We start from the raw sequence: 17,315 nt of genomic DNA, 5'->3' as shown, positions 1-17,315 counted from the left end.
CTAATGTTTGATCATCTCGCCGACATTTGTTGCCTGAATGAATTTTGCTGGATTGTCTTGGCCAGTGGCAAGAACAGCGAAGTGCTCTTTCCCACATTTGATCTTTGCACCTTCCTTGTGGCGGAGGTCATCCCACCAGAGGCTACCCTTGGTCTCGACGACGAAGTAGAGTTTTTCCTTGCCTTCATCCTCGACCAGGACTGCCCAGTCTGGATTGTATGTCCCAAGCGGAGTTGGGACTTTGAACCAGCCTGGAAGCTTGGCGTAAACCTTCACTGCTTCGTTCATCTCTAATCCTTGAGCAAAGCCCTTCTCTACGCCTCCGGAGTCGAACACAACGTGGTCATAAACTGACCTTTCAGATTTAATGGTGTTCTTGAGATAGCCGGTCAACTCCTCTTTCTCGAAAAGTTCCTGTGCATAGAAGAACTTGTCACCGATGCGGCGATACTTGATGCCGTCAATCAGAGCCATACGCTTAGTTCTGGTTACTGCCTCAGTCGCCAGTTGAATGAACTCTTGGGGATTACGCTTGAAATCGTTCAAGCGGCGACTTTGAATGAGAATTCTCACGATACTTTTCCGGGTAAGCTGCGTCTTGTCCTGAAGGTCTGTCAGGATATCTGGCAGCTCAATGTCCGTCTCGTTGACCGTAGTGTAGCCAGAGGCACCTGTTTCTTTTGCCTCCACGCCAGCCTTACCAATGGCGAGATTGGCATTTCTGAACTGCGCTCGTGTTTTACTGATGGCGGGGCCAGTTTCAATTGACTTGGCACAATCCTGAATCAGCTTCTCGTTGTCGAAATCAACTCGGTATGTAGTCTTGTGCTTGATCCTATCCCACAGCTCCTTGAATTCAGGGCTCAGGAAGCGTTCTTTGTTGGGCTTGATTGTAATGCGTTCATCAGCGTTTTTTACTTCCAGGCGACCAGAGAGTTTGCGGAGGATGGCTTTGATCTCCGTCTGCTGCTCTTCAAACTCTTTGGGCAGTACCAGCGTGTTTTCCTTCAACGCTGTCCTGAGAGTGTCCTGGACTTTGCCTTTCTTATCCAGGAAGTCATTCGCCTTCAGGAATTCCCAAATTTTTTCCGATTGCTCCACACCAAGGGGCTTGGTCTCGCCATTTTCATCTGTCACTGCGATGGTGGCAAACTGGTGCTTTTCGACGATGCCGAACCGAATACCTGTATCGGCTTCAATTTCTTTCTGAAGCGTTTCAGCAAAGTGTTCGTAACTCTCGTTGGCAATAACTGTCAGTGTGTTTATGGCGAACCCACGGAGCCGTTGACCATCTTGGTTGACGCAGAGCCTCAAGCCTCGTCCGATGGATTGCCGCCTAGCCAGTTCCGTTCCGATGTCACGTAGGACGCAAATTTGGAACACATTAGGATTGTCCCAGCCTTCGCGTAGGGCAGAATGGGAAAAGATGAACTTCAGCTTGGATTCAAAGCTGAGAAGCTTTTCCTTCTCACGCATGATGAGGCTGTATGCGCGTTCAGCGTTGTCTCTGTTTGTCTGGTTGTTATCTTCTGTCTCGGTCCAGGAGCCTTTCTTGTCGATGGAGAAGTAACCGTTATGGACCTGGTTAACCTCCACGCTTAAGTCAAGGCCTTCGAAGAGCGTCTGGTAATCGTAATCCTTGGAGAGTTTGCGGTATTCTTCCTCAAACATGGTGGCGTATTTGCCCTTCACCCAATTTCCGTCTTCATCGTATTGGCGATAGTACTCCACGCTGTCGATGAAGAAGAGGCTGAGTACCTTGACGCCAAGTCCTAACGCGGCAAAACGTTTCTCCTTGTCCAGGTGTTCCTTGATGGTGCGGCGGATCATGAGCCGCTTCAAGTCATCCTGATTCACTCCTCCATGCTCATCGCCAGGAGTCAGGACCTTCTCCCCATTGGGGAACTTCAGCTCGATGGACTGGTTGTTTTTGCCGCAGGTGATGGTGCCAATACGAAAATTCTCATAAATGGCCCGTCCAGTTTCCTGCTCCAGGTCATCCCCATCCTGAACCGTAAGGATGCTCGGCTTGACATTCCCACCTTGCTGAATGTGCGCTTCGATCTTGGCAGAGATGGTTCCGCGTCGATTTTCGGTGGACATGAGCTTCACATAGGGTTTGTTGTGACCGCCTTCGACCTCCAAAGCCGCCACTTCGATTTGCTTGACCAGCTCTTTGTCGTAGGCATCCACAGCGTCCAGACGATATACCATGTGGTGTTTGTCTACGTGGGTAGCAGAATAGCGGAGCGTGCAGAGAGGGTTCATTGCCTCGATTGCTTTCTTTCCTTGTCCGGTTAAGCCTCCGTCAACGCTCTGTGGCTCGTCTACAATGACGATGGGGTGAGTAGCCCGCACCAAGTCGATAGGTTTTTCCCCGCCGGTCTTTTCGCTCTCTTTGTAGAGGTTGTTCACGTCCTTCTTGTTGATGGCCCCGACAGTGACAACCATAATCTGAACGTTAGGGCTTGTGGCGTAGTTGCGTACCTGACCCATCTTAGACGAGTCATACTGGAAATATTCGTATCCCTTGGCTTCAGGATATATACCTTCGAAGTGGTCGCGTGTAATCTGAAGGGTCTTGTACACACCTTCTTTGATGGCAACGGATGGCACGACAATGAGGAACTTGGTGAACCCATAACACTTGTTCAGCTCAAATATAGTGCGGAGATAGACATAGGTTTTTCCTGTTCCAGTTTCCATCTCAACGGTAAAATCACCACTTTTCAGCGATTCGGACGGACGCAATCCATTATTGAGCTGAATGTCTTTCAGGTTCTCCTGAAGCTCATCATCCAAAAGCTGTAATCGATTACCAATGCCAAGGTCTGATTCAACCATTCCATGGGCGTAAGTTTTTGATACAGTGAACTCTGTACGGCAGATTTCCTGACCTTTAAAAAGTCCTGCAACGGATTCAATGGCTGAGAGCTGATAGTCGAGGTCGCCTTCAAAATGGAGCTTCATGGTAAAAGGACTCCTTTTACAGGCTGCGGATGTGCTTGATACCGCCCTGTTCTAAAATGGCGGTAATATTGGTCTTGGCGATATCATTTTCAAATGCGCTGTCTCGGAACACAACCTGCGTTTCACTGACCGGATCAAGCTCCTTGTGCCAGTCGATAATACCTTGGGCTAGGTCCTCAATCTGGTCGCGTTCAATCTTCTTGTCGAGACACGCGAACAGAGCACCAAATCCGATACTGTAAACGGTCTTTCCCGAGACCTCCTTTTTCTCAATGGGGGCAGTCAGTTCAACTCCGCGTTTGAGGAGGAGTTCATAGAGCAAGTCTTGTTCACTTCTGCCTGGGACAAGGTGCTCGGTGTGGCCTATGAGGGTTTGTTCGAGGTCTGTCTTATCCGGATTCCAGGCAACAATGTTGCTGCTATCGAGCTTGAAGACTTTGAATCCAGTATCTGCATTATTATTTTCTAAGACATCTGAAATCGAGGAGATGGCTCTACGAATTCTCTCTTTAGAAATATCTGCAATCGTGCGGAATCCAGCTTCGTAGGCTTTCTTTGTTTCTTCCCTTGGTTGCTCTTTATCTTTTACAACATCGTATGTCTTTTCAGGTAATTGAACGAGGATGAACTGAAATTGTTCGTCATAGTCAACGAGGCTTTGATAAACAGCGTGTGCAGTTGTTCCTGAGCCAGCAAAAAAATCCAGAATGATATCGCCGGGCTCCATGCTTTGCTGAATGATTTCTTGGATCATCCCAATAGGCTTTGGGGTTAATTGCTTTGCATCCAACTCTGGGAACAGTTTGCCTAAATTTTTTGTAGCATTATCAGTAGAAAACCTATTCCCCATCCAGATTGACTTTGGAGTACTTCTTCTTTCCCCCTCATCGCCGTCAAGGAACACCTTATATGACACTCTCCATGTGCCATTCCTTGTTTCTCTTGCACAGATGATATCAACATTTTCAGCGACTTTTTCTTTCTTCCATCTCCAACGACCATCAACACCGTTGCTTTTTACGGGATAAATTTCATTACAATACTGAAGTGAACTTTCCAATCTTACTTGACCTGTTTTCTGGTCTGAGTAAATTGGGTAATACAAATTTGGTCTTTCCGCCCTTGTATCCGCACCACCTCTTTTTCTCAGATCTCGCCATTGGTATTTTTTACCATCACCGTCGTCTTCTCCATATTCTTCAAGTTTATCCTTGGACAGCGGTAGACCGCGCGAATTATATCCATCCATTTTGTAAATCAAAACAGACTCATGACAGGTGGCGATCCCTTCACGATCATTTCTTCCTTTCAAATTATTGACTACTGCCACTTCAGATATCCTGTTGCTTTGTCCAAAAATCTCATCACAAAGGCATCTAAGGTTTGTCACCTCGTTATCATCAATGGATATAAAAATGATCCCGTCAGAACGGAGCAATCCTTTTGCAACCTTAAGTCGTGGATACATCATATTAAGCCAGTTGGTGTGAAAACGCCCTGAGCTTTCAGAATTTGTCGAAAACTTATACCCTTCGTCGTCCAGCTGGCCAGTATAATTCAAATATGTATTGATATTTTCTTTAAAGCAGTCAGGGTACAAAAAGTCTTTCCCTTTATTGTATGGTGGATCTATGTATATTGTTTTAATTTTCCCAGAATAACTCCGCTGAAGTATCTTCAGTACCTCAAGATTGTCTCCCTCAATAAACATGTTTTGTGTTGTATCCCAGTTTACACTCTCTTTAGGACATGGACGAAGTGTGCCTGTTGACGGGGTTAGGGCAATCTGCCGAGCTTTCTTTTTCCCGAACCAGTTGAGCCCATACTTCTCTTCACCTTCGGCAACTTGATCACCAAAAAGTTGCCGAAGCACTTCAAAGTCGATCCCATCTTCTGTAAAGGCTTCTGGAAAGATGTTCTTTAGGGCTTTCAAATTCTCATCCATCACGTTCAGACTCATGCCATCCTGCTCAGTCAATTTCTCCATGGGGGTATTCCTCAAATCTCAGCTTTGATCGCTTCCATGCGATCCTTGATCTGTTTGCTTTTAGTATTCAACTGAACTTGGTTGCCCAAGTTCTTTTCTTTTTTGAGCTTGTTTCGAAGCTCAGTCAATTCCCGCTCCAATCGTTCCAGTTCCCTCAGGGCCTCACCACGATCTACGCTTTCGCCCTGCCCAGAAGGAGCCAAAGAATACGCTCTGGTATGAACCGCGCAGTTATAGGCAATAATGCGTTCAGCAATGTCTTGGTAGAACTGGAAAAAATTTTGAAAGGAAAGATTCTTGACTTGGAAGTCATTCAAGAAGTTGCGTTGCCAATCCTCAGGCGACTCAAGCGAAATCCACCCCGTGTCGTGATAAGACTCAACCACCATCTTGTTGCTGTCGGCTCGATTGATCCGCTTCAAGCCCACGTTGAGGGCAATGCTGGAGCCACAAGAAAAAACAATGACCACAGGGTATGGAATCGCTTTCTGGATGACTTCGGCGATTCGTGAATGGCGCTTGTCGGACGAGAGCGTGACCTGGATCAGAGCAACTTCCAGATACTCATGGGTATCATCCTCAAAACTCGGAATATTAATGGTAGAAGGCTTGAGGGTGTACTCCCATTCGATGGATTCTATGTCTTCCTTGAACGCTTTCTTGTCCGTGGCGTTGAGCTGTCCGTTTTCGTAGAAGTGTTTTTTGAACAACCTTTTTCCGAGATAACAGGGTTCTGGAACGGCAAGGTTGTTGTAGAAGTCTTCTATGGTAGCTGGAAAGACCATCACGCCCCTACAATCAGGTAACTGACCACTTCAAAGTCATCCATCCCATGGAAGCTGTCCTTGGTCAGATTGGTGCCGCCACGCGAGAACAGGCTTTCGACCCCTTTTCCCTCGGACTTGCCGACAATGCCATTCACCGCCTGTTCAAGTAGGTTGCGGTAATGGTTCATATCCCTGCCGTTCTTTGTCTGGGAGTTCATTCGAGCTATGGCGTCCTGATCCGGCTCAGTGCGTCCCATGGATTGCTTCTTCAGAACGTCCAGCACCTTCTTGGCCTGAGTGTACCCGAATCGGACCTCACCGTTATCCGTGACATAGACGAGATAATGAGGAGCCAATGCGTAGTCCTCATCGTCCATATTCTTGCCGATGTTCTTCAGGCAGAACACGACCCCCGGCTCCAATCCGTCTTCCTTAAGATCGGCATCCAGGCTCGTCACCGCGTACAGTCCGGTAGGGGCTTTCTCCAGCGAGTCAGCGTGGCCCTTCATGTACGCTGAAAGGTCCATCTTGAAGTCATTCAGGGTCATGTCAGTGATGGATACGCCGCCGGAAATGTCTTCCAGGTCAACCACCGTCTCCTGGAGTTGTTGGAGCTGCTTTCGCCGATACTCCAGGTCGTTCATGCGGGTCACGTTGTCCTGTTCGATGACGTTCTCTTCACCTGTGGCAGAGATATCAAGAAGGACCATGCGTCCACTGACCCGCGCTTCCAGGTTGATATATTCGTCAAGCTCCATGTTGGGCCAGTAGTTGACGAGCTGGATTTTTTTGTTCTTGGAGCCAAGCCGGTCAATGCGGCCGAACCTTTGGATGATCCGCACAGGGTTCCAGTGGATGTCATAGTTCACCAGCCAATCGCAGTCCTGAAGGTTTTGTCCTTCTGATATGCAATCGGTGGCAATCAGCAGGTCGATTTCATCCGTGGCTTCGGCATTGATTTTATCGCGCTCTTTCGAGACAGGAGAAAAAGCGGAAAGCAGGGCATCGAATTCGCATCGTATAGTTTTCAGGGTGCATTTGTTTGATCCGCCTCCGGTAATGAGGGCCGAATTCAACTTCAGATTCTTCTCTGCCCAGGGGGCGATGTACTCATAGAGGTAGTTTGCGGTATCAGCAAAGGCGGTGAAGATGATGACCTTCGTGTTTCCCGGATTGATCGGCTCATCTCGTTTGAGCTTGATAAGCTCTCTGAGGTTCTTCAGTTTGGCATCCCTTTTCGCTGTGACCTTGCGAGATTCGTCGAGGAGGTAGCTCAGCTTCTCCCTGTCTTCTTCCAAATCCTGCTTCCAGCGAATCTGATCCATGTCCTTGATCAGAACCTTGACCTTTCTGCCGATCAGGAAGTCCTCAAACTCAGGGGAGTCCACCTCAATGTCTTCGATACCGACCTCCTCAATCTCCTCGCCATTGTGGTTTTCAAGCTTCTCAAGAAGTTTTTGCACTTCATTCAAAAGCTTTTCCAAGGTCATGCCGAAAGAGTTGATCGAGCTTTCCATTCGCTTGAGGAGGTTGACACGCATGAGGTGGATCAAGCTCTGTTCGCGGTCCACCTGACGGAACACGGACTTCCCGTCTTTCACAAGGATGTCGTACTTGCGGTCATATTCAGTGCGCTTCTCCATGCGGACATATTTCAGGGGAGAATATGCGCTGAGGTTCAACTTTCGAATGGTCCTGTTGATTTCTTTGAGAGGAGGGAACTCGCCATCAAGGTCGATGTCTTCCTTGATGTTTATGGGCTTGAGGCGTTCAGGAAATTCGCCGATTTCGGCGACATTGTAATACTTCTGAATGTGCTTACGGGACCTTGCAATGGTGAGCATATCGAGGAGCTTGAAGTAATCGAAATTGAGCGCGTCAAGCAGCCCTTCGGTCGTCCGATCCTTCTCATCCAACTTGAGCCACAGGTTGAACCGTGTCTGGGCCTTACGAAGCGTCTCCTCAATGCTGGCAATACCTTGCTCTTTGTAAATGAGATCGAGCCCTTCAGTAATGAACGCCACCTGATTCTTGAGGTCGTTCATCCGGTTGTTCACCGGAGTAGCGGAAAGCATGAGTACTTTCGTCTTAACCCCTGCACGGATGATCTCATCCATGAGGCGGGAATATCTGGTCAGCCCCTTGTCGGACTTGGTGACGTTCCTAAAATTATGGGATTCGTCTATGACAACGAGGTCATAGTTGCCCCAGTTCAAAGTCTCCAGGTTGATCTCACCAGACTTGCCAGTGAGCCGCGTAAGATCTGTGTGGTTCAAAACATCGTAGTTGAAACGATCCTTGGCGAGAATATTTCGCATGTCGTTGACAGTGTAGATAGACCAGTTCTCACGAAGCTTTTTCGGACAAAGGACCAGCACACGGTCATTTCTCAATTCATAGTATTTGATGACAGCCAATGCTTCGAATGTTTTTCCAAGTCCAACACTGTCAGCGATAATGCATCCGTTGTACTTTTCAAGTTTGTCAATTGCGCCGAGGACTCCGTCCCTTTGAAATCTATACAATTTGTTCCAGACTGCAGTGTCTTTAAACCCTGTCTTTGTCTTGATAATGTTCTCTTCATCAATGTCCTCAAGGAGGTCATGAAATGCGTGGAACAGGGTAATAAAATAAATGAACTCTGGATCGTTATCTTGCGAAAGAGTTTCGAGTTGTTTAAGCAACAATTTCTTGGCATCGAAAGTTGCAGTCCGATTACTCCAGAGGCTGTCAAACCATTCTAGAAGTGCGTCCGTGCTTTCTTTCTCCGCAATCCCCATATTTATGTGGTGTCGTATTGATTCAACATATCCCAGACCTTCACTCGTAAAGGGAGAACTGCCCTGGATGGCGAAAGATGATTCATTGCCTTTGAGATGGAACAAATTTTGGGCAATTGAATTTGCGGAGATAGCAGCTTTAACTTGAGCCTTTGCTTCAATAAATTTTGAGCAAGATTGTGCTAAGTGCTTTTGAATCAGTTGGTTCTTCAGACGATTCTCATGTATTCCTCCTGAGAGAGATGGCAGAGTGCCATCTGAACTTAGAGATGCGTCCGAGACAAGAAGGCGAATTGAGGTGAGCTTCTCAAGCTCCTTTCGTAAGTATTGAAAACCATACAGAGAAAAGGAATCTGCAATTACTGCTAGTTTGCCGCCCTGTGCAAGCTGTCGACGAAGTACATCTCCGACTTTCCCGTGTTTTTTGTTGTCTATCAGCATGGATTTGAACGGTGGTGAGTTATGTACACTTCAACCAATTCAGTTCGATAATTTCATTTGCCAACCAAACAAGCTCAACCTCGGAAACGTTCTCTAACAGCTGGGATTTATATTTCGTAGGGAGCTTTTCGCCCCTATCGATCATGGCTTTCAGTTGCTCTTTTTCGTGGTCAGTCAGGCTCATCGCACTCCCTCGTTCCAAAATATCACTACGAACTACGCTTGTGACACGGAGAATAACGCTTAAGCTTTCACTGTCGATTTTTTACTGATGGCAAATCAGTAGTCCCTGTGGCTGACAAATACATTCCCGTCGCCATGTTGACAAGGACTGACAAGATATTCGGAAAATTCCATTTGTCTATCCACAAGGACAGCTAGGCTCTTGCCATCAGCGCTCAAGCTCTTAGCGTTTGCGCAGGAGGCTGCGCTTATAGAAATAGAAGGAGAGCCCATGAAAACCTCCTGAACGACAGCGGGCAAAGGCTCCTGGTTCCTTTTCCCTGACCACCAGAGATGGAGGCTGACGAGGGGTTTGACGGAAGGGTTGCCTGAGCGAGTCACAGGGGATCAGGAATATACCCATCCCTGATTTTCTCCTGGGCCATCTTTGGCCCTCCCCCTGGCCTTTCACTGGACCTCCCCCGGTTTCCAACAAAACATGGCTTTCCTGGAGCTTTTCCCTGGAGCTGGACCTTTGGCCGTCCCTAATCCTGTCCCTTCAGGAGGGGCCAAATATGGATGAATGTTCGTTTTTCCATTGATCTGGAAAATTTGTTCGAATTCAGAGATTCTCCTCCAGTTTCAGCGTAAGGGGGTAGCTGAACCAAAAACGCAGGGAGCTGCGCATTCAGTTCCCCCCTCGCTCCTCCACCCATCTCCCCAAATTCTCCCCCCGTCGTGACCTCCTCCCCGAGCTGAGGCTACCCTCCCCGGGAATCCCCTTTCCCTACCCCTGGAGGAGCCTATGCCTGACAGTCCGACCCCCAACATCATCTTCAGCTACACGCGCGCTGACGCATTGGCTGACGGCGTTCTGATCGACATCACCCATACTGCGAAATCCTACGGTTTCAAACTGCCCTTCGCCATCTCAGATGCGCTCTACCATGGGTATGTCGAGCCTCCTGATGATCTGGAAGCGCTGGGGCAGTCCCTGGAGGGACGTCTCCATGACCTTCTGACCCTGGCAAACATCGCCGCCAGAAGAAGTATGGGGGAAGACAGGGTCTACTTCAAGGTCGCGTTTCTCATGCGTCCAGCGAAGACGGAGACGGTCCAGGTCGTCCTTCACGTCGGGCCTGGCGATTCCGGTGAACCGGTGCTGACCCTCTGCCTGCCGGAGGACCTGTGAGCACACCTTCCGCTCCTGATGACGCGTATGACCTGGATCGGCTGGATCAACTGGATGCCCTGCTGGCCCGCTTTCGTCCCATTGAGCACCTCTTTCAGATGATGGGAGCGGTTGATCCTGGACTTGGCGACGGTGCCGAACTGGTTCGGGGATGCTCTGAAATCGGCCTGAACCTGACCGGCCAGTTCCGAAAGGAACTGGAGCGGGCCTTTGAACAGTCACCTGACGCGAATGAATGAGCTCGGCCAGCGCGAAAGGCCCGTCCCGAGCGGAAAGTCAAAAAAGTGGCGAAAGCTCGGGTGCTGGCGTCGCTACTTGAAAAAGACCTGGCTGACCCGAAAGAAGCTGCGCAGGCGGCTTTCATCCGCATTTTCTATTTGTTTTATAAGGAGTTGTCGAACGTCATCGACGGAAAGCTCGAACTCCGCAAGGTTGAAGAGCTCCGCCAGAGGAATGGCGAAAGCGGCGGCCAAACTTTCCACCGTGGTCAAGGACGGGTTCCGAGCTCCCCGTTCGATTTCCCCGATATACTGCAAGGACAACCCGGAGAGCTCGGCCAATTTTTCCTGGGTCATGTCCCTGCCGCGCCTGATAGCGCGAATTTTCTTCCCGAAAAGTTCCTGAACAGTGCTCATTTCCTACCCCTTAATAAGGATAGGAGAGAAAAATTGGCCCTATAAGCAACGATGGTCTAGATTTTGCTTTTAAAAAGTCGTCGATAGACGCTGAAAGATTTTGCATCGGCGGCGTTGAAAAGCCAGTCCGGCCGGGAATGCCCCTGGGAGCACGGCCAGCTCAGAAGGAGAGGACTCATGTCGTTAGTCATCAACCACAATCTGATGGCGCTGCACGCGGCCAGGAATCTGGACAACAGCTATTCCCTGTTGGGAATTTCGACCCGAAGACTGTCCTCAGGCCTGCGAATCAACTCGGCGGCGGACGATCCGGCAGGTCTTGCGATTCGGGAAATGATGCGGGCGGATATCTCCGCGTTCAACCAGGGCATGAGAAATGCAAATGACGCGGTATCAGCCGTTCAAACTGCTGACGGTGCGCTTTCAATCATTGATGAAAAGTTGATTCGAATGAAGGAGTTGGCTGTTCAGGCTGCCACTGGAACCTATACGTCGGATCAACGGCTGATCATCGATTCCGAGTATCAATCCATGGCTTCCGAGATCACGCGCATAGCAAGTTCAACAAAGTTCAATGGTATATACTTGCTCAATGGAAACCTGGCTTCGTCCGAACATAACGGGAATGGGCTGAATCCTGTTGGAAAGCTCAAGATACACTTCGGGGTGTCAAACTCAAGCGCTGAAGATTATTACTACGTTCAGATAAACAACTGCACATCGTCTTCATTTGGCATCGGAAACAATGCAAACAATGTAATAAATCAGCCTCAGAACTATGCATACTTTGAGAAGCTCCGCGATTCTGCGGCAACTGCTGCGTACAACGCCACGTATTCTTCCGAATACCAGACAACTTTTAATACGATTTATGCTCAGCGTATATCGGAGGGACTTGATCCGGCCGCTGCCCGAGAAAGCGCAAATACGTTGGCTGCTCAGGTTGCCGAACCCAGAGCTCAAGCCGACAAGTCTTCCATAACGGATTCTTTGAACAATGCCTATGATGATGCTTATGGCACTGCTTACAGCTCTGCATATACGCAATATCTTGCGCGTGGATACTCGGCTGCGGAAGCTTCCCGATTAGCGGATGGCGACGCAGCCAAGGCTGGAATAGAGGCGTCCCTTTCGGAATCGACGAAGTTCATTTCTGGAAATCCTACGGAAATGCCTCTTCAAAATGTTTCCGGGGCCGAGCTTCTGATGCGAGCAGCTTCCAATGCGACGTTTACTGCCTCATATACAGCTGTTTACAATGACCAGTTTCCGTCGGAATATGCTTCGCAGTTAGCAGCCCAGTCTCCTCCGAAAGACCCGGCAGCCGCTGCGGCAGCCGCACATAGCATTGTGCATCCTATTGCAGAATCGACAGCATCAACGAATGGGACTGCTGTCTATAATGACTTGAAGCAGGTTTATGATGAAAATTGGGTGCCAACGTACAACACGACATATACGAGCGCCATATCCGCTGGACGTTCTGTGGATGAAGCGACCGCCTTGGCTACAGATGCGGCAAACAACGCTGGGTGGACAGCCATGCAGAATGAGCTGACATCAATGGGGTCAGGGACTGCTACGTATATTCCAGGAACATACGCACTTGATGATTTTGGTGGCCTGTTGACACAAACTCAAATCCTGGGCTCGGCAAGCACTGGAGCGTCGACCTGGTTGAGCAACAACGGTGTGTACCAACCCTCAAGCATCACAAATGCGGGGAGCACTTTTTCTTCCGAGCATGTGTATGAGTATCATTATGCGCGCGACGGCTACTCCATCTCCACACAAGAAGCGGCCCAACGCGCCCTGGCGGCTCTTGACCGTGCAATCGTGTCCAAGGACAGAATCAGAGCAAATCTTGGAGCGATACAAAACAGGCTGACGAACACAGTAACGAATTTGTCCGTGCAGGTAGAAAATCTCGTTTCGGCTGAGTCAAGCATATCGGACGTCGACGTGGCAACGGAAATGACAGAGTATACTCGCCAGCAGATTTTGACTCAAGCTGGTGTGGCCATGCTTTCTCAGGCGAATTCGTTGCCGAAGATGGCGTTGCAACTTATTCAAGGATAATGGGTGGGCTACATGAATGTTAATGGAGTCGGTGGCTATGGTTCCTCTTTGATAACGCCGGAAAAGGCTCTATCCGACAACCAATCTCCGACTACCGCTGCTCAAGGAAAGTCTGCATCTTCTGGTGATACAGTGAGCTTAAGCGCGCAAGCTTCAGTCCCAAGGTCAGCGTTTAACACTGACGATGAATACAATGCCTACCAAAGCGTCATTGCGCAGGCGCAGAGCGATCCCAATCAGATTGTAAATGCGCATAGCGGGCTGGACACCGACCGTGTTTATCGCTTGCTCGGACTGATTGAGTAACGAGGTGGCGACTTGATTCCTTTGAGAAGTCGGAGGAGCCAGGCTGTCTTGGCTCTCCACTTCATAGGAAGCCACCTGAGCGCCATCTGCTGTCGGAGATGACGAAGGGCGGCCACTTTCCACCCGAAAGGGAGTGTCTGCCCCAGTCATCTTTTTCCTGAAATCCAGCCAGGTTCCCCGCTTGCTCCGGTCTTGTTGAAAGGCTGGAGGTTCTCGTTGCCCTTACCCAACAAGCTCCTACTCATTGGGCCTGTCGTTTTCTCTCGAAGAATTCATTGTGGTTACTTGTGGACATCTCTCATAAAGATGCTCTTTTCAATCCTGCCAAGGTAAAGACCACGATACTGTCCAAGGCAAATGCTTTGCCGAAGATGGCGTTGTAGTTCGACCAAGCCGGTTTGAGTGAATTCAGGATGAGTCATTTGGTCAGACTCATTACAAGCTCAGATTTGGACAGTTTGCGCAGGTGCCTGCGCTTCCGGTTTCGCACTCAGCTCCAATGCTGACCGGATTTACAAACGCCAGAAGGAATTGCTATGGCTGGCCATGGCGAAAATTTCTAAGAAAGCGTCTTTCGACGATACCGACCGTCTTAAAAATGTAGCGCTCTGGTATTGGGAATATATGCGACGCAATCCGCTGTATAGAAGGTATTGCGCTGTAATTGACAGGTATAACAATTTTTTTCAAAACATTGGCGTGTATGACTATATGCAGTCGAAAGAGTATATTGATGAGATGATGGAGTACTCATCGACTCATGAGGGAAAGGAGGAGTTGCGTTACACGCCCTTCAGGCTGCGCTTGGAGCGGGATCATGGGGAACAGGCCGGGCTTCTATTTTTCAAGTATGGATTTTTGAGCTTTGGATTTGAAAATAAATTTGGAAGGATCTACAAGTCCTGTACCGATGGAGTGGATACGGACGCTGTAATCATGAAGCTGATTAACAACGACGATGTTTCATTTTCTACTGAAAACATTGCGGATATCGCGGCACTGGTCAAACTCAACGGACAATGGCTCATTACAGTCGATGGTTTTACTCCGAACACATTCTGCTTTGATCTTAAGCGGTCAAAGGAGATAAAGATTTTACCACAGGCTATTATTGAAGAGCCTGGAAAGGTTGGGCTTGAAGTCTATGCGTTGAGTATCATCAATAAAGCCGTTGAAAGCCTGCTCGAAAAACAACAGGTTCCCCTGGAAACGTATGAATCCGTGTACAAGCTCAGTTTGGCTGGGAAGCATATCAATAGTACCGATGCCATGCGGCTGACCATGCTCTGGATGTGGGACAAGGCCCACGAGGTCGACGGGCAAGAGCCGCTACCGTTCGACCAGGTCTACCGCCTGCTCAAGGATAGGATTGAAAAAGCTGGCGCTACGGGTGGGGTTTGGGAGCAGATTCTCTATAGGAAGCCCAGGATTCGTGAGTACTACGAATCAACCGAACGCTGCATTCAGCAAGTCACTATAATTCCACTGAAATCAAAATAGCCAGCCCACTCTGGGCTGTTGCCATTTTCTTTTTCCAGAATTTGGCAAGTAGTCTTCGCCCTTCTCTTTAGTGTGCCTCCATCGACAGCGAACACAGGTTGCTCGTCATTGGGACGAGGACCCCCTTCGCCAAATACCCCGGAAGGGGAAATGTTGGAGGACACCATGTCTCATAATGACAACGTAAATATTGACCAAGGCATCACTGGCGGAACCGGCTGCACTGGCGGAACTGGTGGAGCCGGCAGCCCCCCTTTCACCACCGAAAGCACTATGTCGATTCAGGACGGGTTGAAGTTCCTGAACAATTCCGGTCAGACTGTCGAGGACTTCGCCAAGGCCGCTGCGTATGAAGGTTTGGTCGGAGCCACCGGCGGGGTGGGTCAGATTCCTTCCACTGTCGAGCTTGCGCAGAAGCAGCATGTCAGCGCTGCTACCATGCGCGAAACGTTGGTGTCGGAAGTCAACTCTAAGACCGACGAGAATGCAATCATCGAAGAACTTAAGACTCACTGCGGCGAGTTCAACAAGTTTCAGGACAAGGCCAATTCCTTTCTCGCCTTCTACGCTTTTCGCATGGGACTTAACCTGAGCAGGCTTCAGAACATTCGTTACAGCAAGAACTACAACGACTGGACTTCCTGGTCCGAAAAGAACGTTCCATTCATAAAGAAGCGGACCCGAGAGAAGTACATGAGCCTGGCCTCCCTCCCCATGGTTGAGGAGCACCTCTGGCTGGGAATCGAGCGCCTTGCCGCGATGGGCACCTTTTACAACGGTTTGGCTGACACGGACCGGGAGTCCCTTGGTTCTGACCCGATCAGCAGTCTCCTGAAGAAACAGGGCTTCAGCGAGAACATGGACGACGACGAGCGCAAGGCCCGCGCGGACGCCATCATCGAAGTCCTCAAGCTCGAAAGGTTGAATGTATTTATCGACCCGAAGGTGATGGAAAATTTCCTTGCCGTCCAGGATCCGCTGACCGGCGATGAGCGCAAGTACCTCAAGAAGTTAGCCAAGGAGCAGGGCGAGTCGGCGCCTTCCGAACTCCTTGTGAAGGTCACCACCCATCAGGTCAAGAGGAAGGACTTCATACCCCAGCAGGATGACGACGCCCAGACGCAACAGGAAGGTGAAACATCCACCAGCGGAGGTCAGGAGGAAGCTCCGCAGGTCCTTTTACCTAATGTCGATGCCCTGCTTGTCCAGGCCAGCGAGTCCATCAAGCCCTATATACATATGGGTCGGAAACTCAGGGGCAAGGTCGATTTAACTCTTGTCGACAGTCTGATCGCTGACCTCCTGGCGTTCAAGAAGGTCGTCGAGGAATCCGCCAACGCGTAGCACGAACCCCCACATCCGGGTCCCCTTGGCACTGCCTGGGGGACTCGGCACAAGGAGGAAACTGTGAAAATTTTTTTGTCCGCTCTGAGTATCCCAATCATCAAGGACCTGAACAGGATCAATCCGGCATGGAAGCCCAACGTGCTCCTGACCTTCTATGGCCTGGTTGAGCACATGAGCTACCTCTCCGTATACCGTCACATGATCGGCGACGTGATTCTTGATTGTGGAACTCACAGCCTATACGAACTTTATAGACAAAGGTATGAACGGGAGCGTGCTGCTAAGAGACTTTTCAACAGATTCAAATACTTTGCAAAGGTCATGCAATCTAAATTTGATTTTATCTTCAGCTTCGACGAGAAATATGAGCCGGACAGCTTCGAGCACAACTGGGAGCTCCAGGTTGAACTTGAGAACGAAGGGATCAATGTTGTCCCGGTTCTACACAACCTCTCGAACAACGACGCGGATCGTCTCATTGCCGGCGGGTACAAGATGGTCGCCATCGGCCAGTGCCATGGAGAAAACCGTGACGACCTCGCTGTTCTTTCGCCTGTTGTCAACAAGCTCTACAGTGCAGGAATCAAAGTCCACCTGTTCGGAATGACGAGCCCCAAGCTTATTGGGTATGTTCCAGCCTACTCCTGCGACTCGAAGACCTGGCTGGACTACGGGAAAAGGGGCCGCGTCCTTTACTGGAATCCCGTGAATCCTGGCTTGGACAAGGCGGATTTGCTGTACTTCCCCAAGCACCAGAACCCGTCCACAACGAGTTCTGGTGTCTACTACCATGACTACCCGCACCTGGAAGCCTTCGAGGAACAAATCAAAAACAAGTTGTGCATTGGACGGCGTGACCTGCTTGGGCTCAGACACGCACATTATTGTCAGCTGGTGAATGCCCTGTACTTTCTAGAACTGGAGGAGATGATCACGCGCAGACATCTCGATGAGGACATCAAGTTCGATTAGCCCTGACCGTATATGGACACAGTGGACCGGCCCAGCGCCGGTCCTTTTTATTGAGCGACGGTGGGGTAGGGTTTGCCAATGCAGAAAGTAACGAATATGGTTGTGGTCAGTAGTCCCCTTGGACCAGGAAGCTTCAGTTTCTTCATTCCCATCACAATCTACGAAATTCATTCGGTA

At 49.5% G+C, this 17,315-nt stretch carries 11 protein-coding genes and 2 pseudogenes; 9 read left to right on the top strand and 4 right to left on the bottom strand.

What is annotated here, in order from left to right; translation table 11 throughout:
• From ACYQ01_RS12260 to ACYQ01_RS12245, 4 genes are read right to left on the bottom strand one after another with little or no spacing between them, the layout of a single operon-like run.
• A complete protein-coding gene (locus ACYQ01_RS12260) occupies positions 1-2,970 on the bottom strand; it encodes a type III restriction-modification system endonuclease (protein WP_459934145.1) in 2,970 nt (989 codons plus the stop codon).
• Positions 2,971-2,986: 16 nt separating this feature from the next.
• Complete coding sequence (locus ACYQ01_RS12255; protein WP_459934144.1) at positions 2,987-4,957, bottom strand: site-specific DNA-methyltransferase; 1,971 nt, start codon at positions 4,955-4,957, stop codon at positions 2,987-2,989.
• 11 nt (positions 4,958-4,968) lie between these two features.
• Positions 4,969-5,742 (bottom strand): DUF4391 domain-containing protein, encoded by a 774-nt coding sequence (locus ACYQ01_RS12250; protein ID WP_459934851.1) that lies wholly within the window; start codon positions 5,740-5,742, stop codon positions 4,969-4,971.
• Positions 5,742-8,945, bottom strand: a complete 3,204-nt coding sequence (locus ACYQ01_RS12245; protein WP_459934143.1) for a helicase-related protein — start codon at positions 8,943-8,945, stop codon at positions 5,742-5,744. Before ACYQ01_RS12245 ends, ACYQ01_RS12250 begins: the two co-directional genes overlap by 1 nt.
• Positions 8,946-9,912: 967 nt before the next feature.
• On the opposite strand from ACYQ01_RS12245, the gene ACYQ01_RS12240 reads away from it, so the two are divergent.
• The 9 genes and pseudogenes from ACYQ01_RS12240 (at position 9,913) to ACYQ01_RS12200 (ending at position 17,138) form a co-directional block, all read left to right on the top strand.
• Positions 9,913-10,299 carry a DUF6573 family protein gene (locus ACYQ01_RS12240; RefSeq protein WP_459934142.1) on the top strand — a complete coding sequence of 129 codons (387 nt, stop codon included), beginning with the start codon at positions 9,913-9,915 and terminating at the stop codon, positions 10,297-10,299.
• On the top strand, positions 10,296-10,538 hold the full coding sequence (locus tag ACYQ01_RS12235; RefSeq protein WP_459934141.1) for a hypothetical protein: 243 nt from the start codon (positions 10,296-10,298) through the stop codon (positions 10,536-10,538). Before ACYQ01_RS12240 ends, ACYQ01_RS12235 begins: the two co-directional genes overlap by 4 nt.
• Positions 10,539-10,583: 45 nt before the next feature.
• On the top strand, positions 10,584-10,979 hold the full coding sequence (locus ACYQ01_RS12230; RefSeq protein WP_459934140.1) for a hypothetical protein: 396 nt from the start codon (positions 10,584-10,586) through the stop codon (positions 10,977-10,979).
• 132 nt (positions 10,980-11,111) lie between these two features.
• Positions 11,112-11,684: pseudogene (locus ACYQ01_RS12225) on the top strand (flagellin N-terminal helical domain-containing protein); the annotation flags it as partial.
• 1,023 nt (positions 11,685-12,707) lie between these two features.
• Positions 12,708-13,013, top strand: a pseudogene (locus ACYQ01_RS12220) (flagellin); the annotation flags it as partial.
• Between the two features lie 3 nt (positions 13,014-13,016).
• Entirely contained in the window at positions 13,017-13,319 is a 303-nt protein-coding gene (locus ACYQ01_RS12215; RefSeq protein WP_459934139.1) for a hypothetical protein, read from the top strand.
• A 546-nt stretch (positions 13,320-13,865) separates the two neighbouring features.
• The gene (locus tag ACYQ01_RS12210) at positions 13,866-14,819 is read left to right on the top strand and encodes a hypothetical protein (RefSeq protein ID WP_459934138.1); all 954 of its coding nucleotides are present in this window, start codon (positions 13,866-13,868) and stop codon (positions 14,817-14,819) included.
• Between the two features lie 165 nt (positions 14,820-14,984).
• The gene (locus tag ACYQ01_RS12205) at positions 14,985-16,163 is read left to right on the top strand and encodes a hypothetical protein (RefSeq protein WP_459934137.1); all 1,179 of its coding nucleotides are present in this window, start codon (positions 14,985-14,987) and stop codon (positions 16,161-16,163) included.
• A gap of 63 nt (positions 16,164-16,226) precedes the next feature.
• Entirely contained in the window at positions 16,227-17,138 is a 912-nt protein-coding gene (locus ACYQ01_RS12200; RefSeq protein ID WP_459934136.1) for a hypothetical protein, read from the top strand.
• The last annotated feature ends 177 nt before the right edge of the window (positions 17,139-17,315 follow it).

The sequence above is a fragment of the Fundidesulfovibrio butyratiphilus genome (genome assembly GCF_054657235.1).
This window is presented reverse-complemented; position numbering and strand designations above follow the sequence as displayed.